26 protein-coding genes and 4 pseudogenes are annotated in these 21,234 nt (G+C 45.7%); 22 read left to right on the top strand and 8 right to left on the bottom strand.

The genetic code is table 11. The annotated features are described in order from the left end of the window. Positions 1–65 precede the first annotated feature (65 nt). The 5 genes and pseudogenes from N4J56_RS37800 to N4J56_RS37785 all read left to right on the top strand — a co-directional run bounded on the left by N4J56_RS37800 (position 66) and on the right by N4J56_RS37785 (position 2,670). Entirely contained in the window at positions 66–839 is a 774-nt protein-coding gene (locus tag N4J56_RS37800; protein WP_317112080.1) for a tyrosine-type recombinase/integrase, read from the top strand. Positions 840–868: 29 nt separating this feature from the next. After that, entirely contained in the window at positions 869–1,108 is a 240-nt protein-coding gene (locus N4J56_RS37795; RefSeq protein ID WP_317112079.1) for a transposase, read from the top strand. 7 nt (positions 1,109–1,115) lie between these two features. Beyond that, positions 1,116–1,425, top strand: a pseudogene (locus N4J56_RS41675) (transposase); the annotation flags it as partial. 91 nt (positions 1,426–1,516) lie between these two features. Continuing rightward, positions 1,517–2,297 (top strand): IS5 family transposase gene (locus N4J56_RS37790; RefSeq protein WP_317112078.1). Its coding sequence is split into 2 segments (ribosomal slippage): positions 1,517–1,851 and positions 1,850–2,297, totalling 783 coding nucleotides; the frame shifts between segments, so codons are not numbered across the junction. Between the two features lie 100 nt (positions 2,298–2,397). Continuing rightward, positions 2,398–2,670 (top strand): hypothetical protein, encoded by a 273-nt coding sequence (locus N4J56_RS37785; RefSeq protein WP_317112076.1) that lies wholly within the window; start codon positions 2,398–2,400, stop codon positions 2,668–2,670. Positions 2,671–2,684: 14 nt separating this feature from the next. Here the strand turns inward: N4J56_RS37785 and N4J56_RS37780 are convergent, their stop codons facing one another. Further along, on the bottom strand, positions 2,685–2,870 hold the full coding sequence (locus N4J56_RS37780) for an ATP-binding protein (protein WP_317112074.1): 186 nt from the start codon (positions 2,868–2,870) through the stop codon (positions 2,685–2,687). 131 nt (positions 2,871–3,001) lie between these two features. Next, on the bottom strand, positions 3,002–3,211 hold the full coding sequence (locus N4J56_RS37775; RefSeq protein WP_317112072.1) for a hypothetical protein: 210 nt from the start codon (positions 3,209–3,211) through the stop codon (positions 3,002–3,004). Between the two features lie 262 nt (positions 3,212–3,473). Here N4J56_RS37775 and N4J56_RS37770 point away from each other — a divergent pair, with 262 nt between their 5' ends. From N4J56_RS37770 to N4J56_RS37755, 4 genes are all read left to right on the top strand, one after another. Then, positions 3,474–4,493, top strand: coding sequence for an HlyD family efflux transporter periplasmic adaptor subunit (locus tag N4J56_RS37770; RefSeq protein WP_317112071.1), 1,020 nt, complete (start codon positions 3,474–3,476; stop codon positions 4,491–4,493). A gap of 36 nt (positions 4,494–4,529) precedes the next feature. Further along, on the top strand, positions 4,530–5,324 hold the full coding sequence (locus tag N4J56_RS37765) for a peptidylprolyl isomerase (RefSeq protein WP_317112070.1): 795 nt from the start codon (positions 4,530–4,532) through the stop codon (positions 5,322–5,324). A 163-nt stretch (positions 5,325–5,487) separates the two neighbouring features. After that, entirely contained in the window at positions 5,488–5,901 is a 414-nt protein-coding gene (locus tag N4J56_RS37760; RefSeq protein WP_317112068.1) for a DUF4158 domain-containing protein, read from the top strand. Beyond that, positions 5,889–6,545: a DUF4158 domain-containing protein gene (locus N4J56_RS37755; protein WP_317112067.1), complete on the top strand. Its 657-nt coding sequence runs from the start codon at positions 5,889–5,891 to the stop codon at positions 6,543–6,545. Before N4J56_RS37760 ends, N4J56_RS37755 begins: the two co-directional genes overlap by 13 nt. Here the strand turns inward: N4J56_RS37755 and N4J56_RS41670 are convergent. From N4J56_RS41670 to N4J56_RS41665, 3 genes and pseudogenes are all read right to left on the bottom strand, one after another. Further along, the gene (locus N4J56_RS41670; RefSeq protein WP_410500800.1) at positions 6,537–6,731 is read right to left on the bottom strand and encodes a competence protein CoiA family protein; all 195 of its coding nucleotides are present in this window, start codon (positions 6,729–6,731) and stop codon (positions 6,537–6,539) included. The genes N4J56_RS37755 and N4J56_RS41670 overlap by 9 nt on opposite strands. Before the next feature lie 671 nt (positions 6,732–7,402). Next, positions 7,403–9,379 carry a PAS domain S-box protein gene (locus N4J56_RS37750; RefSeq protein ID WP_410500832.1) on the bottom strand — a complete coding sequence of 659 codons (1,977 nt, stop codon included), beginning with the start codon at positions 9,377–9,379 and terminating at the stop codon, positions 7,403–7,405. A 171-nt stretch (positions 9,380–9,550) separates the two neighbouring features. Beyond that, positions 9,551–10,333, bottom strand: a pseudogene (locus tag N4J56_RS41665) (CBS domain-containing protein); the annotation flags it as partial. A gap of 476 nt (positions 10,334–10,809) precedes the next feature. On the opposite strand from N4J56_RS41665, the gene N4J56_RS37745 reads away from it, so the two are divergent. From N4J56_RS37745 to N4J56_RS37705, 11 genes and pseudogenes are all read left to right on the top strand, one after another. Continuing rightward, a complete protein-coding gene (locus N4J56_RS37745; RefSeq protein ID WP_317104593.1) occupies positions 10,810–12,078 on the top strand; it encodes an IS701 family transposase in 1,269 nt (422 codons plus the stop codon). A 368-nt stretch (positions 12,079–12,446) separates the two neighbouring features. Further along, a pseudogene (locus N4J56_RS37740) lies at positions 12,447–12,692 on the top strand (IS1 family transposase); the annotation flags it as partial. Positions 12,693–12,751: 59 nt separating this feature from the next. Then, a complete protein-coding gene (locus tag N4J56_RS37735; protein ID WP_317112065.1) occupies positions 12,752–13,165 on the top strand; it encodes a transposase family protein in 414 nt (137 codons plus the stop codon). Then, positions 13,107–13,358, top strand: a complete 252-nt coding sequence (locus N4J56_RS41660; RefSeq protein WP_410500799.1) for a transposase family protein — start codon at positions 13,107–13,109, stop codon at positions 13,356–13,358. Before N4J56_RS37735 ends, N4J56_RS41660 begins: the two co-directional genes overlap by 59 nt. A 13-nt stretch (positions 13,359–13,371) precedes the next feature. Beyond that, positions 13,372–14,532 (top strand): ISH3 family transposase, encoded by a 1,161-nt coding sequence (locus tag N4J56_RS37730; RefSeq protein ID WP_317106316.1) that lies wholly within the window; start codon positions 13,372–13,374, stop codon positions 14,530–14,532. Positions 14,533–14,555: 23 nt separating this feature from the next. Further along, positions 14,556–14,825 (top strand): annotated as a pseudogene (locus tag N4J56_RS37725) (transposase family protein); the annotation flags it as partial. A 119-nt stretch (positions 14,826–14,944) separates the two neighbouring features. Next, entirely contained in the window at positions 14,945–15,376 is a 432-nt protein-coding gene (locus tag N4J56_RS37720; RefSeq protein ID WP_317112063.1) for a hypothetical protein, read from the top strand. Between the two features lie 170 nt (positions 15,377–15,546). Further along, a complete protein-coding gene (locus tag N4J56_RS37715; protein WP_317112062.1) occupies positions 15,547–15,906 on the top strand; it encodes a hypothetical protein in 360 nt (119 codons plus the stop codon). 152 nt (positions 15,907–16,058) lie between these two features. After that, complete coding sequence (locus N4J56_RS41655) at positions 16,059–16,133, top strand: IS1 family transposase (RefSeq protein WP_410500831.1); 75 nt, start codon at positions 16,059–16,061, stop codon at positions 16,131–16,133. A 131-nt stretch (positions 16,134–16,264) separates the two neighbouring features. Continuing rightward, a protein-coding gene (locus N4J56_RS37710; protein WP_317106049.1) for an IS5 family transposase occupies positions 16,265–17,046 on the top strand; the annotation gives its coding sequence in 2 pieces (ribosomal slippage) (positions 16,265–16,598 and positions 16,598–17,046; 783 coding nt in all). Between the two features lie 24 nt (positions 17,047–17,070). Next, positions 17,071–17,349 (top strand): hypothetical protein, encoded by a 279-nt coding sequence (locus N4J56_RS37705; RefSeq protein ID WP_317112061.1) that lies wholly within the window; start codon positions 17,071–17,073, stop codon positions 17,347–17,349. 508 nt (positions 17,350–17,857) lie between these two features. Here N4J56_RS37705 and N4J56_RS37700 read toward each other — a convergent pair. Further along, on the bottom strand, positions 17,858–18,094 hold the full coding sequence (locus N4J56_RS37700) for a hypothetical protein (protein ID WP_317112060.1): 237 nt from the start codon (positions 18,092–18,094) through the stop codon (positions 17,858–17,860). 685 nt (positions 18,095–18,779) lie between these two features. Between N4J56_RS37700 and N4J56_RS37695 the strand changes: the two genes are divergently transcribed. Further along, entirely contained in the window at positions 18,780–19,253 is a 474-nt protein-coding gene (locus tag N4J56_RS37695; RefSeq protein WP_317106468.1) for a transposase, read from the top strand. Positions 19,254–19,299: 46 nt separating this feature from the next. Next, positions 19,300–19,449: a hypothetical protein gene (locus N4J56_RS37690; RefSeq protein WP_317106469.1), complete on the top strand. Its 150-nt coding sequence runs from the start codon at positions 19,300–19,302 to the stop codon at positions 19,447–19,449. Positions 19,450–19,528: 79 nt separating this feature from the next. Here the strand turns inward: N4J56_RS37690 and N4J56_RS37685 are convergent, their stop codons facing one another. Together N4J56_RS37685 and N4J56_RS37680 are read right to left on the bottom strand one after the other, a co-directional pair. Next, entirely contained in the window at positions 19,529–20,245 is a 717-nt protein-coding gene (locus N4J56_RS37685; protein ID WP_317112058.1) for a type 1 glutamine amidotransferase, read from the bottom strand. After that, a complete protein-coding gene (locus N4J56_RS37680) occupies positions 20,245–20,886 on the bottom strand; it encodes an XRE family transcriptional regulator (RefSeq protein WP_317112057.1) in 642 nt (213 codons plus the stop codon). The genes N4J56_RS37685 and N4J56_RS37680 overlap by 1 nt, the downstream gene beginning before the upstream one ends. Between the last annotated feature and the right edge of the window lie 348 nt (positions 20,887–21,234).

Below are 21,234 nucleotides of genomic sequence, written 5' to 3'. Positions count from 1 at the left end.
TCTGCTAATGTCTTTACACTAAAGATAAGGCATCTCAACTCAAAGTTAGAGGTCAGCGATACGCCATGAAGCGAGGTAGTATCCCACTCATATCAAAAATCGGACAGAAAACTTTAGCACAATGTGAATCATACCTACGCGACTTGGCTGATGTCAGTCCGAGCACTATCCGTAACTACCTTTCAGACCTGCGCCAGTTTATGGCTTGGTATGAGGAAACTGCTTCAGAAGGACAGGAAATTCAAAAATCCTTTGTACTGACTACAATTGCTACACCTACGATTACTTGCTATCGTTCTTACTTACAGAATTCATTGAAGCTGAAACCAGCTTCAGTGAATCGGTATTTGATAACATTGAAGAGCTATTTTACTTGGGTGAGCAGGACAGGATTAATTGACAATAACCCTGCTGCTGTTGTGAAGTTAATCCCAACAGTTGATTCTCCACCACGTCATCTAAGTAATGCCGAAGAATCTGCCTTGGTCGCAGCTGTAACGAATTCTGGTAGCCTCAGAGACCGAACAATAATTGTGCTGATGCTTCATACTGGATTGCGTGCCCAAGAAGTCTGCACACTTCATATAGAACAGGTTCATCTAGGGAAACGTAGTGGCATCTTACAAGTTCGTGGCAAACGCAACAAATACCGAGAAGTCCCGTTGAATGCGACAGCTAGAGCGGTGCTGAGTGAGTTTATCAAAACTCGGACACCAGATACTAATTATCTGTTTGTTTCAGAGAAAACGGGCAAGGCGCTGACTGAGCGAGCCTTGGGCTACTTAGTCAAAAAGTATGCCTATGGAACCCATTTGACATCTTTTACGGCAATGAAGTAACGTTATCGCCAAAGCCTGATTCAGCCGCCATGCCGTACTCAAGTAGCCTAACAGACGAAGAATGGGAAATTCTTGAACCGTTCCTGGTTCAGATTTTACCTCGGAAGAAACGGACTAGACCGTCTAACTGGACAAAGCGGGAAATCTTGGATGGCATCTTCTATCAACTCAAGAACGGCTGCAACTGGGAAGACTTGCCGAAAGATCTGCTTCCCTACTCAACCGTCTATTGGCACTTGCATTCAATGGCGGGAAGCTGGGGTGATTGAGCAACTGATGAGCGTCTTACATGGACAAGTGCGCTCGTCAGGTCAAAAAAAAGCTAAATGGACAACTTTAATCATCATTGATTCACAAGCGGTGAAAAATACTTGTAATGCCAGTGTAAAGTCGAAGGGGTTTTGTTTTTACAAAGCCACAAACGGAATTAAAAGGCATTTAGCCGTGGATACCTTGGGGTTTCCTTTTTTTAGTCACTGCAACGAGTGCTAATGTATCTGACGATTGGGGATTAATTGAAATGTTATCAGGCAACATCAATTACTTTAAATCTAAACCTGTGAATATTCCCAAGATAACTATCCTTCAGAGGTCATTTATAAAGAAAAGTTGAAAGCAGCGAGAATGGAGGCAAGAGGCTTTTACTATGACAAGACAGTAGCCCAAAGCATTGCCTCATGAGTAGAAAAGCTTACAAAAGTGATTTAACCGATCGAGAATGGCAAATCATTGAACCATTAATTCCACCTGTAAGACCAGGAGGACATCCACGTACTGTGGATATGCGTGAGGTAGTAAATGCCATCTTTTATTTGCTGAAAACTGGCTGTGCTTGGGAGATGCTACCACATGACTTCCCACCCTATTCAACGGTTTATTATTACTTTCGGCGTTGGCAAAAACGAGGAATTTGGCAGCAGATAAATTTTGCCTTACGTGAACAAGTACGGATGAAGCTGGGCAAATCTCATCAAGCTACTGCTGCAATTGTGGATAGCCAGTCCGTAAAACGACGGAAAAAAAGGGGAAGTATCCGGCTTTGATGGCGGCAAGCTAGTTAAAGGTCGCAAACGCCATGTCGTAGTAGATCCTCAAGGACTACTAATGGGTGTAGTAATCACCGAAGCTAATGCTTCAGAACGATTAGGAGCAATAGTGGCATTGCTAGAAGAGTGCTATAACTCTAAGTCTTTAGAGCTAATTTGGGCAGATAGTGGCTACAGTGGAGAGAATTTTGCACAAGCTGTAATGGTAGTCTGCGGTGCAGAAGTAGAAATAGTTAAGCGGATTACAGATGGGTTTGAAGTTTTGCCCAGAAGATGGGTAGTTGAACGAACTTTTGGCTGGCTAGGACGCTATCGACGACTAAGTAAGGATTATGAACTCCTACCGGAAATAAGTGAATCTATGGTCTACGCTGCTATGGTACGGCTGATGCTGAGACGACTAGCTGCTTGATTTTTACTTTATAAATCAGCTCTAAACGCGGTCACTACTTCTACCTTAACCAGCAACAAACTAACTATAGCAGGCTGAAGATAATCATCATTAAGCAATCATGTCAAACTCATTAAATACACAAGACCGCCTCAGTCAAAACGGTCACTACCCTAGCAACCAAGGTTTGTCGGAAAAGCTTTTAGATTCTCATAAACCCGAGCGGACATTACTAACTCAGTCAGAATCTGCTGAATCTGTGAGCGACGATTGGTCTTCCTTAACCAAGGAACTGATTGATACGTTGCCACAGGTTTGGACGCGCGGACTACTGTATTTTCTAGTGTTATTTGTGGCGATCGTGCTACCTTGTATGAAATGTCAACTATCTTGACGAATGCGCGACAATTATTTTGGTTGCTTTTGGTCAGTAGAAGAAGAGCGTTGTAGAGCCGCTTGTTGACGAAAACTGGGTGCAAGGATTTCGAGAATGACAGCATGATGTACCAAGCGATCTACAGCAGCAACGGTCATAGTAGAGTCGGTAAAGGAAGCGTAATAAATTATTGTGTTTTGTAGTACGCCGTCGAACACCTAAGGCTTAATGAGAATAAGCGACGAAAAAGTGGGAGATTGAACTATAAATTCTCAATAAACTAGTCGCTTGTGAAGGTCATGTTTCAATGTAGTACAAAACATAATAATTTATTACGCTTCCAACAACGTTATCGCTTGCAATTGCGGTTGTTTTGTAATAGCGGAACTAGTTCGCTGTCCCATACCTCAGCCAATGGGTCTTTGCGGGTACGCCAGTCATGGGGTCGTCCGCGTTGCGGTTGATGAGCTCCCGCATCAATGCGTCTACCTGTACGCTTCGAAAATCCTTCCTTTGCTGCTGCTGTTTCCTGCGTGCAGCCAGATTCTCTCGCTTTCATGTATATTTGAACCTGTTTGAAATTAATTCGTTTTTTCCCGACACTAGGCAGTCCATTAATTGGCGTTAATTGACATTGCCTAGTGTCTTTTTTTTGGCAGCGGTTGCTGAAGATAATTGTCGTCTCGTCAACTTGGTGTAGCAGTCAAGTTAGTTGTCGTCACTCGGTCTATTTAATTGTCGTTCAATAACCTTGGGCAACGCTAGCCAAAGTTGATGAAACAGGTAGTGCCAGGGGGCGGCTGGAGCCAAAGGGCAAAACTTTGAAATTAGATGCACCAGTTGCTGGAACAGTCGCTGCCATCAAGGTAAAGGAAGGTCAAGCTGTAAAAGCTGGGCAGATTTTACTCGAACTAGAGTCAGAGCTAACTCGCACAGAGCTACAGCAGTCTCAAGCTAAGCTTGAAGGTCTACTGAATCGAGAAAATCTACTAGAGCTGATGAAAAACCAGCTTCAATCCGAGCAGTTGGCTCAACTCGATCAAGTTCAGCAGCGGCTGAATTCTAGCCAGAAAATATCTGCTCTAGAAAAATATCGTCTAGTTGTGGCACACAAGGACGTGCAGCGCCATCGGAATTTATGGCGTAAGGGAGCGATCGCCAAAATCAAATTAGAAGAAATAGAAGGCGTGAAATTCGAGCGACAACGGCTTCTAGAACAAAATCAGCTAGAGGTACAACAAGCTCGGACGGAGCTGGAAAAACAACAAAGTGTATATCAAAGACAATTCAAAGAATTTCAGTCCCAGGTGAGCGACGTGCGTTCGGAAATTGCCCAAACCCAAAAACTGATTCAATCTTTGCAATTTCAACTGCGACAGCGAGTTCTCCATGCTCCGACTGACGGCACGATTTTTCAGCTATCGGTCCAACATCCTGGTGCAGTCTTGCAGCCAGGGCAGGCGATCGCTCAAGTTGCACCCGAAGAAGCACCGCTTGTATTTCGGGCGCAGATGCCAAGTCAAGAAAGTGGGTTTCTGCGCGTGGGAATGCCAGTCAAACTCAAGTTTGATGCTTATCCATTTCAGGATTATGGAATAGTACAAGGGCATCTGCGCTGGATTTCACCCGACTCCAAAGTTGAAGAAACGCCACAGGGCAAGGTAGAAACTTTTGAGTTGGAAATTGCGTTAGAGCAGACTTATATTCCCGTCCAAAACAAAAGAGTTGTCCTGACAGCAGGTCAAACTGCAACTGCCGAGGTTATTGTCCGACAGCGCCGCCTGATTGATTTCATTCTCGATCCGTTTAAGAAGTTGCAACAAGGCGGTATAGAACTTTAAGCGCTCGCTTTCACCTTAATTACTAGGAGTTGTACTATGTCGGAAGTTATGACTATTTGCCGAGAAGAAATTTTTCAGCAGATCAAGCTTTCCTGTCAAATTCCTTCTGTTGTCGAAGGTATTCTGACTCGCAAAATTATTGCGCGTGCTCAAGAAGAACAAGGCATAAAAGTAGAGCCAGAAGAACTCCAGCAAGCAGCAGACAATCTACGCCTGCTCAGCAATCTTCGCAGTACTGACGTTACTTGGTTGTGGCTGCAAAAGCATTGCCTTTCTTTAGATGAATTTGAAAAGCTGGTTGAAGTCAGCGTCGCTTCCTCAAAGTTAGCGCAACATCTTTTCGCCGAGCGGGTCGAATCCTTTTTTGTCGAGCATCAACTTGATTACAACCAGGCAATTCTGTACGAAGTAGTCTTGGAGGAGGATTTAGCTATGGAACTCTTCTATGCAATACAGGAGGGCGAGGTGAATTTTCACGAAGTTGCTCGCCAACATATTCAAGATATCGAGCTACGCCGAAAAGGAGGGTATTTAGGAGCTTTATCTCGCACAAAGCTGAAACCAGAAATTTCTGCTGCTGTTTTCGCAGCTAATCCTCCTCAAATTCTTAAACCAGTTTTGACATCTTCAGGAGCACACCTAATTTTAGTTGACGAACTAATTCAACCAGAATTGGACAATATACTGCGTCGAGAAATCATCTCAGACTTGTTTTCTGAATGGTTAAAGCAACAAATAGAAACATTTGAAGTCGAGATTGACTTGAGAGCGAATAGCGGGCAAGGTTTGAATCCAGAAACTCGCTCTTTAGTAGCATCTAGTTCAAGTTGAATCAACTCATTCTAAAAAAGTAGATTTTGTCAATGCTTGCTCGTACAGGTGCAGAGTATCGCCACTACTCTGCAACGAGCGCAAAGAATTGGCAAATTCTCTTTTGTATCAATTGTGCTCTAATACACAGTACGATAAATACTTTACACCACAAAGGTGAAGGATGTTGCTCTCGGAGCAATACCCTTACACGATGACAGCCGTCAATTCTGCTTGCATGACCGTAGTTGAACGTACAGCCTATTCCCGCTTTAAACAGTATCCCTCTACCAAGGAGTTAGCCGATTTTTACACGCCGACACCAGAAGAAATCCAATTTGTCAAGTCCCGTGTTAAGAGCCATGCAGGATTGTTGGGTTTTACGCTCATGCTTAAATCCTTTCAACGCCTGGGTTATTTTCCTAGCCCAGAATTAGTACCTGCGGCTGTCATTAATTACTTGCGCTCGTGCCTGAAGTTAAAGAACTGGGTCAAGGCAATTCCCTCAGTGCGAGCGCAAGTAATTAATGACAGGCAATTCGTGAGTACCTGGGAGTCAAACCTTACGACAAAATCGCTTAGAAAGTGGCGGCAATAGCGATCGCTTCATCAGCAGTTGTGAAAGACCATCCAGCCGATTTACTAAATGTGGCAATTGAGGAGTTAGTAAAGGAAAGGTACGAGTTACCTACATTTAGCACTCTTGACCGTTTAGTGGATCGCGTCCGCACGAGCGCCAATACTCGTTTGTTTGGGCGCGTGTCGGCTGGATTGTCCCAGACAGAACAAGCATATTTAGATCGACTGATAGCCAAAGAATCTGACACAGCAAGTGCGACGTTGAATCTGCTGAAGTCGCCGCCTAAAAGCGCTACGCTTTCCCATATGCAGCAGCTTCAAGCTAAATTTAACTCCTTAATGTCCTTTGGCGATGCCAAACGATTAATATCAGCGATCGCACCAGCCAAAATCACATCTTGGGCAGCGATCGCCAAAGCTCTAGATATTTCTGAATTTCAGGACATCAAACTCCCCAAGCGTCGCACTTTACTACTATGCCTGCTGTATCAAGCGCAAGTCAAAACCCGCGACCATTTGGTAGAAATGTTTCTCAAACGCATCCACACAATTCACGACCGTGCCAAGACAAAATTGATAGAACTGCGGGAGAAGCATTTGACGCAAACGGAAGTTTTGTTAGGCGTATTGGCAGAAATTCTACTTTTCTTCTGCCTAGAGTGACAAAGCAGGGTTAATTACCATGTAGCAGGTATCGCTAGCGTGAGCAAAGTGATGCTCTTGAACTAAGCCTTTTTTTGCTACTAGCTCGTTCCCACAATACGGGCAAACTAAGTTTATTTTGCCACTCGGCACGTCCTCGATTGCTACCAACTGATTATTCTGCTCGAGACCATAGCGTAACCACATCGATTTTTCCGTCCCAGATTCAACAATCGCCTTTTAGTCATAACTTGCTTTCAACAGAGCGCGATCGCTCTGATGGCATAATCTAATACGGTTCAGTTAAGGAAGACAGTTGAGACTATTCTTAATAGGAATAGTAAAGATTAACGAAAGAATAAGGTTTTCGGCATCTCTAAATTTGCCCTCGAACACTAACTGAACCGTATTGTGGCATAACCTATTAACCTGGCACGGAAAGGTCGGTGTGGGCTTCTTATCTTGAGAGGCTAAGGCTTGGATGAAGCCAAACCTTAATTATCCCTTCCAACCAAATTTTGATTCCCTTCGACTAGACTTGAAAATTTGGCTTCATCTTTCGCCAAGTGAAAAATCGTTGAGTAGTAAGGTTTTGTCGCGTAATATATCAAAGCCCACACCGACCTTTTGTTGCCGCCTTAATAAGCTCGACTTTATCCGTTTGCAATTGGCATCAGTCTTGATGCTGCCCCAATTACCCTAGGGCGCTCAAACTTTTCGACGGTAGCTTTAAATAACCGACATTCAAAAAGTCATGAGCAATTTTTGCCGCGCTAGAAGCATCAGTGTGTATGAGTTTCAGACTTTGGAGCGAGTCGAGCTCAAAATCTCGGAGCACCAAAATCTGGGAAGAGCCTTAGCTTGGTTACTATCTCTTTCTATTTGGTGTTAAGCACAGAATGTAAGGTTTGCAGCAAGTTCGGCGCTGTGTACGGCTTGGATAATAATGCGTTTGCACCCGTACCGATAGCAAACCTCACCTCTTGGCTGAAGGCAAGTCCACTTGTGGCAATAATCTTGACCTGCGGGTTAATTTTTTGTAACGTGCGGATGGTTGTCAGACCATCCATTTGTGGCATGAGCATATCCATTACTACAGCACTGATTCTATCCTGATGCTGTACGTACAGCGAGATCGCCTCAATGCCATCACTAGCAGTTAGCACCTGATACTGGTATGTTTCCAGCGATGCCTTAATAATTTCACGAATTGCCGCTTCGTCATCCACAACCAGAATTAATTCACCGTTTCCCAGCGCCAATTCGATATCTTCTGCTAGCTGCGTTTGAGTTCCTTCCGCTGCTGGCAAGTAGACCTGAAATTGAGTTCCTTGCCCGACCTGAGTGTGCATCTTGATAAATCCGCCAAGGCTTTTGATAATACTCATGACTGTTGAAAGACCAAGCCCCGTACCGATGCCCGGTTCTTTTGTCGTAAAAAATGCCTCAAAAATCCGCGACTCGATTTGGGCTGGAATACCCACTCCTGTATCTGTGACAGTAATGAAAATGTAGGAACCAACAGCAGCATCACGATTCATCTGAGCGTAATTTTCATCAATCAAAAGGTTTTCAGCACAGATACTCAACGTCCCACCGCTAGGCATGGCATCCCGTGCGTTGATGACTAGGTTCATCAGAACCTGATGCAATTGGGTCGCATCTCCATACACAGCCCAAAGGTTTGGCGATATATCTATCAAAAATTCAATATTTTTGGGAAACGTTTCTTGAGCAATTTGCTGAACTTCGGCAATTAGATGTCTGACTTGCAATAGCGTGCGCTCGCCTTCAAGCCCACGCGAAAATGACAGCACTTGCTTGACTAAAGAGGCTCCACGTTTAGCATTTGTCACTACTACCGGCAGCAACCGTTGGCTTCGCTCATCGTGAAGTTGTGTTTCCAAAAGTTGAGCGATCATCAAAATCGGAGCCAGCAAGTTGTTTAAATCGTGGGCAATTCCACCAGCGAGGGAGCCAATACTTTCTAATCGCCCAGCACGCCATAATTGCGCTTCGAGTTGTTTTTTCTCTGTAATATCAGTGTTAACAGTAAGTATTGATTTCGGTTGCTGCTGCTCGTCGCGCATCAGCGTCCAGCGGCTGAAAACGATGATTTTCTTGCCTTGTTTAGTGACTTGATGCAACTCACCCTGCCACGCGCTTGTCTCAATCACAGTCTCAAACGCTTCTTCGAGCTGCGGTGAAGTTTCCTCGTATAAAAGCTCATTGGCATTTTTAGCGACAACCTCTTGTGCCTTCCAACCATACAAACCCTCAGCACCCTTGTTCCAAAACAGAATTTGGTTGTCCAGACCGCGAACGAGAATTGCATCTGTTGCAATATCCAGCAAGGCAGCTTGTTCGTAGATTTTTTGTTCGGCTCGCTTGCGCTGTGTGATATCGCGGATGACGCTCAGCAGACCAATGGCTCGATTGCAATCGTCTTTGAGCACGCTCAGCGATGACTCGACGTATATTTCTTCCCCGTTGACTTTAACTAGAATATTCTCTCCCTGCCACGAACCTGTTGCTGCCAAACAATCGAATGCAGCTTGCTCATCTTCTGGTTTGAGCCAGCGATAGTGACAGGCTTCCTCCAGCGTTCGACCGAGTACTCGCTCGGTTTTAAAACTGAGTAATTGCTCTGCCTTTCTGTTGCAATAGGTGATGCAACGCCGATCGTCAATCGCGATGATGGCATCATTCACCTGGGACAAAACTTGAGCCTGAAATTTGATATAGTCTTCTGCCTGCTGGCGTGCCTTCCGAGCATCTTCGCTCAGACGCAACTCCTGTTGTAAAAATGCCTCAAATGGGGAAAGTTTAGCCTTTTGTTGCTCACTTGCTTGCATGGCTAACTCTTTGTTAGCTTGATGCAGCGCCATTTCTTTTTGCTGGTACTTAACGAGCTCGTGGTGTGATTGCCTAGTGGATTGCCTGAGATTAATTGTCTGCTGTTGCGTCTTTTGCCCTAACACTGAAGTCATGCTGCACGTTTCCATCTGCTCAAAAACTTGCAGCAAACTTGTCCCAGTGATAATTCCCACTAACTCTCCTTGCTCCCCAGTTACGACCAACCGCCGGATACGGTGACGCTGCATCTCCTGATGGGCAAACCACAAAGAATTCGCACCACCCAGACAAAACAGGGGGCAGCTCATCACCGCAGCCGCTTGTGTCTGGGCTAAATTTAGCTCCAAGTCCTGAAATTGCACGATATCTCGCTCGGTGATAATTCCAATTGGCACTAAGCAATTTTCAGTGTCTGCTTCTGCTATCACCACACAACTCACGTTACGATCGCTCATCAGCCGAGCTACACCCAGTAGCGACGTACTAGCCGGTGCATGAACTACCTGCTTTGTCATCACTTGTGCTACGCATTGCTCTTGGAATAGATTCACTCCTGCCAACACTTGACGAATACTTTCAGGTGTGACAATTCCGATTAATTTACTCGCTCCATCTAGAATTGGTAAATGTCGAATCCGATGCTGACGCAATAGCGATAGTACGCTCAGCACATCTTCATTTGATGGCGCTAGAGCTATGATTTGCTGCCTCATCACCTGGGCAACTGTCATCTTAGATAAGTCAATTCCAAACCCACTTAGCCGTACCACGTCCCGCTCCGTCAACATCCCCACTAACTGTGTCCCCTCTACTACTAGGACACAATCAGCTTGTTTTTGATTCCAGTTGCTCCAGCTTGACCATTGTTTGAAACTAGGATATGTGCAACTGATGCCTCGCGCCTGTCCGAGCAGGGAAATGGCATCTACTACAGAAGTATCTGCCCCAACCATCAAGGGGTAGCGGTCGATCGCCTGCTCTAAAGCTGGCAGATTCAGAAACAGAGGGTTAGGCTGCATGGTTAAATTATACTGTTGCCATTATCCTACCTTTCTATTGAAGGTAATGCTGTAAATTTATTACTCTACTTGGGTTGAGTTGCATGAGCAGAAAAGTTCTTGGGCAGAAACCACCAATTCTAGTGTTTCCCAAACACCAATAGAGTTAGCAATTGCGCGCCGTAGCGGCGCACACCATTTTCACCACAGCCAGCGCCCGTTCCTCTTCTGGCGTAACTAAAACAATGAGGGGAAAGCGCGAGCGCACTCTAGATGTCTAATTCCTCTTCAAACGGCATTTTGGCACTCCACATATTGTCAAGCCCGCACTAAAAATAATTAGTGGGACTTTGTAAGAAAGATGGAGCAAATTGAGCTAGAATGCGGGTAGGAGTTGCGTTTTACGTCAGTCTCGACAGGAGCAACGTAAGGTGAAAGATCAAGTACCAGCAGCGATGCCGCAGTGCTTTGAGAACTGGTGTCGTCGGTTTGATGATGTATTTTCGCGTCAGAAGCAGCGGCAGGAATTTCGTGTTTATCTAGGGGGACTGCTGGGTGAGAGTCAGCGCAAAAACCTGAGCCAACTGGTCACAAATACAGTAGATGGCTCCTACAACAGCCTCAGACATTTTCTCAACAATGCCCCTTGGGATGAAGTCAAGCTAAATAATCGGCGGTTGGAGGTGATGCACCAGTGTCGCCAGACGACCCCGAGTCAAGGTTTCACATTGATTGTAGATGATTCGGGACATCGCAAAAGTGGTGCGGCTACTGATGGGGTAGGACGGCAGTACATTGGGGAGATTGGCAAGACTGACAATGGTATTGTGCTGCTGACTACCTACTTGTATGATGGAGTGCGACGTCTGCCGTTAGATGTTGCACTCTATCAACACGCAAGTTTATTCGAGCAAGGCAAGGCAGACCCCAACTTCCAGAAAAAACCTGACCTGGCTCTAGACTTGGTTGACCAATGCTTGAAGCGCGGTTATCGACCGGGTGTGACTGTAATTGATGCAGGCTACGGTAATAACACGCCTTTTCTCAAGCAGTTGGAGTCGAGAAACCTAACTTACGTGGCAGCAATCGCCAAAAACCGCCAAGTTACTGCTCAAACATCAGGTGATGAGTCTGCTCGTAAGCAGGGATTAGAAGCTATTGCTCAAACCTTGGCAGTGGAGCAGTTCACACCTGTGCAACTCAATCTGGAGCAGCCCCGGACAGTTTGGGTGGCGCTGTTACCAGTTCACGTTCCGAAGCTCGAAGGCACTCGCTGGCTGGCGATTCAACTCAATGCCTCTAGTTTCGAGCAAGCGACGGAGGTGGATTACTTTCTCACCAATGCCTCTGACAACCAAGTCAGTGCGGCTTGGGTAGCTCAAACATATTCTGCTCGCAACTGGGTGGAGGTCTTCTATCGAGAAGCCAAGGGCTGGTTGGGTTTGAGTGAGTATCAAGTTCGGGATGCTCTGAGTATGAAGCGTCATTGGGTTTTAGTGTTCATCGCTTACACCTTCATCCTTTGGCATCAGTTGACCGGCGGATTCCGCAGACGTTGGGCAACCAAACCCTTACAAACCTTTGCCGAAGCATTGGAGGCATTCCGCACCGCAGTCGAGTTTCGTTTGGTCCGCTGGCTTAATGAGCATGTTGATGTATTTGCCTCTCACAGAGCTAAGTTCGGCTATATTTGGGCTTAGAAAGTTTTAAAGTCCCATTAGTAGGAAAAGGACTGCCAGTCATCCCAATCTCCAAACTTAGGAGATTGGGGAATGGTGCTATCCCATTTTTCTCCTGCGGCTTATTTTTAGAGCTGATTCGTAAACAAAAGCTTAAGCAGCGAATCGCTTCAGCATTAGGTAGTGATATGAAAGTAGTGGTGAGGCAGGACCCTTGTACCGTCAAGAGTGCGTACAATATTAACTAATATAATTAACTCCCAATTAATCAATTGTAAATTGGCGTTTTGATGAAAACTATTTTGGCGTTCTTACTTTCTTCATTCATGATTCTATTGTCTAACGTAGTACGAGAGTTAGTAGAACTACCCCAGGAAAAGTGTGAAGAAATCCCAAACCGAGCCTGTCCTACCTGTAGTTCTAGACATTTGATTAAAAATAGCTCAGTTCATAATGGTAAGTCAAAACATCAATGTAAAAGCTGCGGTCGTCAATTCGTTGTCAATCCTACTAAAACAACTATTTCTAAAGAAACAAAACAGTTGATTGACCGATTATTACTAGAGAGAATTTCACTACGAGAAATTGCTAGAGTGACTCAGGTAAGTTGGTCATGGTTGCAAGATTACGTCAATAGATCTCTTGCGTGAATAGGTAAAAGGAGGGTAGAAGTAGGTCAAGGAGGAAACCAGCCATGACCTATGAGCAGCTCAAATCTCTCAAGCCTAGCGCCTTTAAACGCAGATGCGGCGTTCATCGAGACATCTTCGAGCAGATAGTGGAGGTACTACGCCCTCATCTCGACCGACGTGGAAAACGGGGCGGACAGTCCAAACTCACGGTTGAAGACCAACTCCTGTTAGTCCTTGAGTACTGGCGAGAATATCGCACTCAATTCCACATCGCCACTAGTTGGGGGTTGAGCGAGTCAGCTGTATGCCGCCTCATCCACAAGGTAGAAATGTTGCTGATGAAGTCTGGTAAGTTTCATCTACCTGGGAAAAAGCAGCTTGATCAGAACGCTTACACCTGGAGCGTAGTTGTGGTCGATGTTACCGAAAGCCCCATCGAACGCCCAAAAAAAACAGCGAGCCTACTACAGTGGTAAGAAGAAACGACATACCTTGAAAACGCAAGTGGTGGTCAATCAAGCCAACGGGCAGATCATTTGCACCACGTTTGGCAAAGGACGAGTCCATGATTTTCGCCTGTTCAAGCGGGCTCGCATCCCAATGCTGCCAAAGCAACTCTCAGTAGATCGAAAATTCTCCAAGAAAGGGGTAGAGTCAGGCAAGCATTGATCAAAGTTGAGCCATGACCCTGTCATCCCCATCCCCATTATCTGCTGCCCCGGCGCTGACTGATGAAGCTACCTTGAATGCAGCATTGGATTGTCTGCTGGAGCATTTGACAATTCCGACTCAAGGAGATTGCAACCCGCAAACAATATTTCAAGTCTTGATTCGAGCGGCAAGCAAGCAGGACAGCATCGAACACACAACCCAACAACTGACGGGAGTGCCGACCGGAAACACGATGCGTTATCATCTGGACAAGTTGGATGAGATGCAGGGTCTGGAAGCGCAACTGAATCAGGCATTACAAAGCCGAGTACCACCCCGCATTGCCAGAGGCAAGCAACGCCTGGCGATCGACTTACATTTGATTCCATACTACGGCAATCCAACTCCAGCCGAGCAACCTTACATCTATCGTTCTCAAGCCAAATTGGGCACTACCTCGTTCTTCGCCTACGCAACTGTTTATGTGATTGCTCGAAACAAGCGTGTTACGTTGGCAGTTCATGCAGTGCATCGACAAGAAACGTTAGTGGCAACCTTGACGTATCTGCTAGCAGCCCTTTCGCCCCTGCGACTGGGAATCAAACGTCTGTATCTCGACCGAGGATTTTTCTGTGTTCCAGTAATTCGCTGGCTCAAAGCGCTCAACCTCCCGTTTATCATGCCTGCCATCATTCGGGGCAAAAAAGGTGGCACTCGGCAGCTGCTGAAAGGGCGCAAGAGCTACTTCACGACCTACAGGTTGAGTGGCTCCTATGGAGCAGTCGAGTGCAACATGGGCGTGGTCTGTCGCTACCAACGGGGGCAGCGGGGACGACGAGGGATTCAGTATTTGGTTTATGCCGTCCACGGCATCAAACTTGCCCTGTCTACATTGCATCATAATTATCGCTCTCGCTTTGGCATTGAAACCAGTTACCGAAGCAAGAATCTTTGCCGGATTCGTACCACTACCAAAAATCCGGTTGTGCGTCTATTATTCGTGGCATTGGCATTTGTGTTAGTCAATTTGTGGGTCTATTTGCGCTGGCATTTTGTTAGTCGCAGCCGTTTCGGCCCACGTCTGGTTTATCAGCATTTATTTCCCCTTAAAACGATGCTGGAATTCTTATGCCATGCGGTGGAACACCATTTTCCAGTGGTTCGAGCCGTTTTTTTACCCTTGACCAAGTAAACTTATCGATCTACTGACTCTGCTTGAGTGACAAAGGGTATCAAAGCATTACCAAATTACATTCGAGCAGTTGTACGCCGACTAAGAAGCCGCGCAAAGCAAAGCTTGACAAGTTCGAGCGCCAACACAATCGGTTGTTGGCACGGCTGCGGGTAGTGGCTGAGCATGTCAACCGCAAGTTGAAAATATTCCGCATCCTCGCAGAGCCTTATCGTAATCGACGCAGGCGTTTTGGCTTACGCTTCAACTTAATTGCTGCTATCATCAACCTTGAGCTTGCCCGTTCTTCCTGATTCACGCAAGAGGTCTACTGTATGACAAACTTTGCTTAGATTAATTTTTTAAACAATCGCCGCAGCACCGAACAGACAGCGTGTAATAGCTTGAAAGGCGCTTTAAAGGAGATGAACAAATGAGAAAGATTGGATTGCTCTTTGCAATAGTGATTGTTAGCGTATCATCTTTCGCTTTGGCTCAAATAAAAGGTACTAGCGCTCAGATACAACAAGTAGAACAAGCTCAGAGTATGCAGCAGCCCAAAAAATCCGTGCCAACAATTTTTACTTTTCTCATGGCGGCAATAGAAGAAAACAATTACGGTAACTTCGTAGCTCAAGGAAACGTTGCCTTCAAACAAGGTATTACAAAGGAAATGTTTACGCAAGTTAGTGCACAACTGGCTCCTCGGATGAAAAAGGGATATTCGCCAGTTTTTCTAGGAGAACTGAAACAGCAGGGATATCAAGTTTACTTGTGGAAATTAACGTTCCTTGATGGCGGTGATGATTTCTTAGCTAGACTTAGTCTCAAGGATGGAGAAGTAGGTGGATTTTTGATTAACTGATTATGTCTTTAGGGAGTCGTGTAGTCCAACAGTACCTCTAGCTAGAAGCGGGCCCAGCACCAAAAGAAAAATCCCCGACAACGCGCATCGGGGTAGCCCATCGCTATAAGAGTTAGAATAAGATCGTTGAGCGACCTCAGATAATTGCTTCAAACAGCATGGAGGAACCGATGAAAGCTCAAAGCGATCCTAATCCAAATATTCCTCACTACGATCCGCATATTATTCCCGCCGAAACTGTAGCGCGAGAAGCTAGAGAAGGTAAGAATTTCGGTCATCTTGAGCATGATCGCCCCGCAGATCTAGAACGTATTCACACCCGAGATGGGTACACCATCGACCGAGAAGGACTGATTAATAACTACGCGATTGAGCCGGAAATGTACATCTGCGAACCAGGAGATTTGAAAGCACAAGAGCTAGAACGAAAAGCCGAACGCCTTCACTTACTTCAAGAGTTGCCGGAAGATGAAGAAGGTAAATTGACCATGGAACATGACTGGCGACACAAAGGACCTGGGCTAATCTAGTACGGTTTCACGGTCTAGTAGAACGTGGCGTAAGTAGTGGAAGGTCGTATCGCTCAACCCTAGGAGAAGGGGTAGTGTTTTAGATTTGTTAAAGAGAGATTTGGAGAAGCCAGAGAAAGGCTAAAGTTTAATCAGTGGCTTAATGAAGAATAATGACTGTTTTGCTAGCCGTTCACTGCCCTCATTGTCAAAGTACGGATGTGAAGAAACACGGGACATCTTCCTAATGGTAAACGACGTTATCGTTGCTTCAATCCTGATTGTCCTTAGAGGTCATTTATAAAGAAAAGTTGAAAGCAGCGAGAATGGAGGCAAGAGGCTTTTACTATGACAAGACAGTAGCCCAAAGCATTGCCTCATGAGTAGAAAAGCTTACAAAAGTGATTTAACCGATCGAGAATGGCAAATCATTGAACCATTAATTCCACCTGTAAGACCAGGAGGACATCCACGTACTGTGGATATGCGTGAGGTAGTAAATGCCATCTTTTATTTGCTGAAAACTGGCTGTGCTTGGGAGATGCTACCACATGACTTCCCACCCTATTCAACGGTTTATTATTACTTTCGGCGTTGGCAAAAACGAGGAATTTGGCAGCAGATAAATCTTGCCTTACGTGAACAAGTACGGATGAAGCTGGGCAAATCTCATCAAGCTACTGCTGCAATTGTGGATAGCCAGTCCGTAAAAACGACGGAAAAAAAGGGGAAGTATCCGGCTTTGATGGCGGCAAGCTAGTTAAAGGTCGCAAACGCCATGTCGTAGTAGATCCTCAAGGACTACTAATGGGTGTAGTAATCACCGAAGCTAATGCTTCAGAACGATTAGGAGCAATAGTGGCATTGCTAGAAGAGTGCTATAACTCTAAGTCTTTAGAGCTAATTTGGGCAGATAGTGGCTACAGTGGAGAGAATTTTGCACAAGCTGTAATGGTAGTCTGCGGTGCAGAAGTAGAAATAGTTAAGCGGATTACAGATGGGTTTGAAGTTTTGCCCAGAAGATGGGTAGTTGAACGAACTTTTGGCTGGCTAGGACGCTATCGACGACTAAGTAAGGATTATGAACTCCTACCGGAAATAAGTGAATCTATGGTCTACGCTGCTATGGTACGGCTGATGCTGAGACGACTAGCTGCTTGATTTTTACTTTATAAATCAGCTCTTATGCCCCAAGATGCCTTCGATCGCTACGTGCGCCAAACAATGCAAATTGACTTCGAGCCGTACATCGAGCCATTAATTAATTTACCACGTAAAGCACCCCAGTTGAGTAACGTTGACGGTATACAATCAATTGTTGCTCCAATTGATCGACACGCCTTAATCGATGCGCTGGCAAAGACAGAACTGATTGACCCAGAAGTGGCGTATCGACGAGCGATCGCCGTCTCCCACGAAGAGGATGTTTCCCAGTGTGGGGGGCAGCGATTGCGGCGTGGTTGAATCAGAACGATCGGGCGGTGCCATTGCCAAAGCTTGTGCAATCTTTAAGAATGCCGCTGGTGCAGGTCTGGCTAGCGTTACTGCATAATGGATTCGTGCTCGAACAACGCGGGGAATTTTATCAAACCGAGCAGATTTGGGTTTGGCGATAATGTCAGACTAAGATCGCTTGACACTGGAGTTGGTTTGATGGACGTAACTTCACCCAGCAGCGATTGGGCTGCTATTTTCTCAATCTTGTGAACTTGAAAGGCAACGGGTCAAAAAGTTTTTACAATCCAAATTCAAGACTCCTACGGTTTACTCACAACCAATCCTTAGAACATCCTTCCAAGGAGGCTGGTTCTTCGTGCTATTGCTCTGGAAGATAAATACTAACCAAAGCATAAAATAGTGAACAGCCCAGGCAGATGCGCGTTTCAACGTATTTCTCACTCTCATAAATTTTGCACAACATGAGAGTAACGTTGTGTACTACTACTAGGAGCGGAGTATGGTGAACACCTATTTATTTCGCTAAATGCTCTCCAGAAGTTGATTCATAAGAAATGACAATTGAACAAAAGTGTTCACCATACCCCGCTCTCATTAGTAATATCAAATCCGGTTGATTGCCCATAATTAGTTGACTGCCTCCATCCACTAGTGATAACTTGTTAACCCCAAAGCGCTGTCCCGTACCTGGCACAATGGGTGTAGTTCCAACTCGTCCGTAGGAACGACCTGCTCGATCATCAGAGCGCACGCCCATTTCATCACCGAACGCGAATCTCAGCTTTTTCAACTTGGGCTGTGCGGCAAATTTGAAGGACGTAGCTACATCTCCTACGTTAACTGAGATCTTGCACCATTCTCAATAAAGGGTTGCCAAAAGAGCCAAAATCTGGAAGAAAGGGCGTAGGAATAATTTGAGTTGACGATTATGGAAACCATCGTCGAATACGCCCAAGGGCTAGTCTATAGCCTTCTTTGCTTAATGCCTAGCACATACCAGAAAGCCAGTCTAAACGCCCTGTTCGGGCTGTTTCTTGAAGCTCAAGGATATCCTTTACCCCAGCACACCCAGGTGAAATCCGCTTCTTCATTGAGTCGATTTTTGAATCACTACAATTGGTCTACTCGTAGCGTGATTCGCACGACTCGTCAAATGGTGTTGCAGCAAGTGACCGCTCATCCCCCTCATCCAAGCACTCCTTTGCGAGTGTCGATCGATCTAACGACATTCGAAAAGTGCGGCAAGTTTTTGCAGTTGAGTACGCCGACGAATGACCCCAAGGCACCTGACCCCTGGGTGAGAATACTTAACGGTAAGCGGGGATTACATTTAGTAGTATTGTACCTGGTGGTGGGTGAGTGGCGAGTGCCTTGGAGCTTTCGGGTCTGGCGGGGCAAAGGCTATCAAGCGCCCAGTACAATTAGCCTGCAAGTTGTTGGCAACGGTTCCAACCCAGTTGAGTCAGGGCAGGGTGGTCATTGTACAGGCAGATACGGAGTTTGGCACCGTAGAGTTTCTCAAAGCAGTGCGAAAGCAGTCGTGGCGAGCAGTCGTGGGGATGCGCTGCAATCGCAAAATGCAGGACGGTCGTCATCTAAAGCAACTGTATCGCCATGCCAACCGTGGACAACAGGTGTATTTAGCGGGAGACACACAGCCACTGACGGTGTCCTGGTTCTGGCTCAAACGAGCCGAAGGCAAGCGAGAACTGCGCTTTGTCGTTTCTACCCATCCTTACTCTGGCATTTATCTGGTGCGGCTAGGACGTAAGCGCTCTTGCATTGAGGGCTTTTTCAAAACGAGCAAACATCGTTTTGGGCTGCATCGCTTTGGGCAAACTACGAAACTTGGTGTCTATCGCTGGCTCATCAAGAGCGCTAATTGCCTATCTATTGGCGCATTGGATTGACCAATGGTCACTACCTCCTGTCCTGGATTGGAAAGCTGCCAGTGATTTGGCATTAACTGTACTGTTTCCCTCGGTTCTGTGGTTACAATTGCTGCGGTTCATCCGAGTCAATGCTGACATTGCTGCACAATTCGATTTTGAAATTATCCTCAAACCTTTACCCATTCTTGCTTATCGAGAATGCTGCAAGATCTGAGTTAACTAATTTACGCTCCGGTTAGTAAGCTTTGAGCAGGTCAAAGGTTCCAATCAAGTCTAAGTCACATTCCAGTAACTTATCTATTTTGGACAGCTTTGCGATCGTGGCATGAGAGCATTTCAAGGAAGTGGTACATAACTTTATGTATCGTTGCAAAATTCCTATTTGCGGAAAGCATCTCCTCGGAACTCTGAACATATTTTCCTGCAACTAATTCTGATGCACTATTCTCAATCATTTGCCGTACACCTTGCCGATCGACTTCCAAGTGAAATTGCAAGCCAAGCACCTTGTCGCCGTAAAGGAATGCTTGATTGGCACAGCCCTCACTGTAGGCAAGACGGATGGCTTTCTCTGGTAATTCAAATGTATCCCCATGCCAATGAAAAACGGTCAGTTCTGAGGGTAAGAATTCAAGAACTTTGGATTGCTGAACTGCTTCTGTTGTTTCGATTGGAAACCATCCAATTTCTTTGTGTTGACCCAAATACACTCTTGCACCTAGAGTATCAGCAATCAGTTGTGCTCCTAGACAAATACCAAGCACTAATTTATCTTTCTCGATCGCCTGCTTAATTAACTGTTTTTCTGCAATTAGCCAGGGGTACCGATCCTCCTCGTAGATATTCATGGGTCCGCCTAGGACGATCAACCAATCAAAATCATTCACAGTCGGTAAGGGATCGTCGGCATAAAGTTTGGTAGAGGATAACGAATAGTTTCGATCGGTCATCCAAGTCGAAATGCTGCCCAACCCCTCAAAGGGAACATGCTGTAAATAGTGAATTCTCATTATCGTTTCTCGGAGAGGTAACTTTTCAATAAAGAGCGTGTGGGCGTACAGGCAACCAGAAGAATCTCAGCGTCTTGCTCTCCGGTCGCAGAGATATCGTGTGGGAGAAATGCATCAAAATGAGCCGCGTCGCCCGGATTGAGTAAAAACTGCTCGTCTACTAAAGTCAGGATTAACTGACCGGAGAGAACATAGAGCCACTCTTCACCGCTATGCTGATAGTGATGTTCTGCTTGTCGATCGACAGGCACGATTACTCGGAGTGGATGCAGATCGGCGAGATGGTTCCCGCCAGCTAGAGAAGTGTAGCGCAGCCCATTGCCTTCTTGAAGCAGACGATCGCCTGCGCGAATCACAACACCCGCAGAAGCTTTCCGGTCCGGAGCCACTGGCTCTGAGTTTTCTGGAGTTGAGCCAAATAGGTCGGGTAGTGAAACTCCGTATACCCGTGCCAAGTTAAACAGAACTGCCAGTGAGGGCTGTCGTTCGCCACATTCTAAGCGTGACAAATATGCCTCAGACACATCTGCTTTTTCGCTCAGTTCGCTTAAAGTCCAACCCCGTTCAGTTCTTAAAGTACGTAACTGTTGTCCTAGTTTGGTTAATTCAGACTTGAGAAGGGTCTCGCTCGAATTTTCCATCAGTTTTCTATTCAGCAACTTAGTTTATTATATTGCCTATCAGTCAAATCGACTATTTTTTTTAGGAACCCCTACAGCGATCGTTTGTCATTCTCCAAAACCTCTACTCATCTGCATTCTTTCACTTTGGTCGCTCTAACTAGCTGAAACTCGAAGCTAAAAACTAATTTTAATCGAAAAACAACTTGACAGTTAGGCAAGTTGTTTTGTATGGTTTAGATATCTCGACTATTTAGATGCTAACACCAGAGGTAAAACGGGAGAGCATCGATATTCATGCACTGGAGTCCGAAGAAATCTTTGTACGCTCTGATGTTTTCAGTGATGGAACGAGGAACTATCCAGTAG

Source organism: Chroococcidiopsis sp. SAG 2025 (genome assembly GCF_032860985.1).
GTDB lineage: Bacteria > Cyanobacteriota > Cyanobacteriia > Cyanobacteriales > Chroococcidiopsidaceae > Chroococcidiopsis.
The sequence above is the reverse complement of the archived record's forward strand: the minus strand, read 5'-3'. Positions and strand labels throughout refer to the sequence as shown.

Coding starts and splice junctions, on each gene's coding strand:
- N4J56_RS37800 (WP_317112080.1), top strand. CDS start 66: ATGAAGCGAGGTAGTATCCCACTCATATCAAAAATCGGACAGAAAACT.
- N4J56_RS37795 (WP_317112079.1), top strand. CDS start 869: ATGCCGTACTCAAGTAGCCTAACAGACGAAGAATGGGAAATTCTTGAA.
- N4J56_RS37785 (WP_317112076.1), top strand. CDS start 2,398: ATGTCAAACTCATTAAATACACAAGACCGCCTCAGTCAAAACGGTCAC.
- N4J56_RS37775 (WP_317112072.1), bottom strand. CDS start 3,211: ATGAAAGCGAGAGAATCTGGCTGCACGCAGGAAACAGCAGCAGCAAAG.
- N4J56_RS37765 (WP_317112070.1), top strand. CDS start 4,530: ATGTCGGAAGTTATGACTATTTGCCGAGAAGAAATTTTTCAGCAGATC.
- N4J56_RS37760 (WP_317112068.1), top strand. CDS start 5,488: ATGTTGCTCTCGGAGCAATACCCTTACACGATGACAGCCGTCAATTCT.
- N4J56_RS41670 (WP_410500800.1), bottom strand. CDS start 6,731: ATGTGGTTACGCTATGGTCTCGAGCAGAATAATCAGTTGGTAGCAATC.
- N4J56_RS37750 (WP_410500832.1), bottom strand. CDS start 9,379: ATGCAAGCAAGTGAGCAACAAAAGGCTAAACTTTCCCCATTTGAGGCA.
- N4J56_RS37735 (WP_317112065.1), top strand. CDS start 12,752: ATGACCTATGAGCAGCTCAAATCTCTCAAGCCTAGCGCCTTTAAACGC.
- N4J56_RS41660 (WP_410500799.1), top strand. CDS start 13,107: ATGTTACCGAAAGCCCCATCGAACGCCCAAAAAAAACAGCGAGCCTAC.
- N4J56_RS37730 (WP_317106316.1), top strand. CDS start 13,372: ATGACCCTGTCATCCCCATCCCCATTATCTGCTGCCCCGGCGCTGACT.
- N4J56_RS37720 (WP_317112063.1), top strand. CDS start 14,945: ATGAGAAAGATTGGATTGCTCTTTGCAATAGTGATTGTTAGCGTATCA.
- N4J56_RS37715 (WP_317112062.1), top strand. CDS start 15,547: ATGAAAGCTCAAAGCGATCCTAATCCAAATATTCCTCACTACGATCCG.
- N4J56_RS37705 (WP_317112061.1), top strand. CDS start 17,071: ATGCCCCAAGATGCCTTCGATCGCTACGTGCGCCAAACAATGCAAATT.
- N4J56_RS37685 (WP_317112058.1), bottom strand. CDS start 20,245: ATGAGAATTCACTATTTACAGCATGTTCCCTTTGAGGGGTTGGGCAGC.
- N4J56_RS37680 (WP_317112057.1), bottom strand. CDS start 20,886: ATGGAAAATTCGAGCGAGACCCTTCTCAAGTCTGAATTAACCAAACTA.